Origin of the sequence: Micromonospora sp. DT201 (assembly GCF_049841575.1) — a bacterium.
Classification (GTDB): Bacteria; Actinomycetota; Actinomycetes; order Mycobacteriales; family Micromonosporaceae; genus Micromonospora.
Genome location: NZ_JBNCKP010000072.1, coordinates 1 through 750 on the forward strand (window position 1 = coordinate 1; position 750 = coordinate 750).

The following is a 750-nucleotide window of genomic DNA, read 5'->3' on the forward strand; positions in this document are numbered from 1 at the left end:
GGCAGTGTGGTGGAGTTCGGTGCCGATGGTGTAGTGCTGCGGCAGGTGTTGCCGGATGGCACGGTGTTTTCGGGTTTCGACGGCTCGGGTCGTCCGACCGAGGGCAGCGCCGCTGACGGGCAGGACTTTACGCTTGAGTATCCGGGTAATGGCAACACGATCACGCGTTACGCGGACGGTGCGACGGCCGAGTTCAATCCGGATGGCATCATCATCCGGCAGGTGACTCCGGATGGAACCGTATACATTTCGTTTGACGCGGAGAACAGGCCCGACAAGGGATATTCACCCGACTCCGGCGCGTTCACCGTCGAATACCCGTCCGAGGGTCATACCGTCTACCGGTACGACAACGGCCTGGTCGTCGAGTATGGCCCGAATTCGCTGCCGATCCGCCAGGTGCTCCCGGACACGACCACGTTCACCTCATTCGATGAAGATGGAAGGCCTACGCAGGGCACGGCTCCGGACGGTGCTTCCATATCGATCACGTACCAGGACAACGGCGGGTCCGAGATAACGTACGGATCCGGGGTCCTCGTGCGCTACAACGCGCAGGGCGACCCGTACTTCATGAGAACCGCTGATGGTTCGGTCTTCACGGAGTTTTATGAGAATGGTGATCCGAAGAACGGTAAGACGGCTGAGGGTGTTTCCGTTGGGATCGTGTACGACTCGGATGGTGGTTCGGAGATAACGTACGGGTCGGGTGTTGTCGTTCGGGTGAACGGGAATGGCGATCCGGTGTGG

1 protein-coding gene is annotated in these 750 nt (G+C 60.1%); it reads left to right on the forward strand.

Annotated elements, in window-relative coordinates:
* A partial coding sequence (locus tag ACLQ28_RS34450) for a hypothetical protein (RefSeq protein WP_425690439.1) occupies positions 1-750 on the forward strand: 750 nt, incomplete at both ends.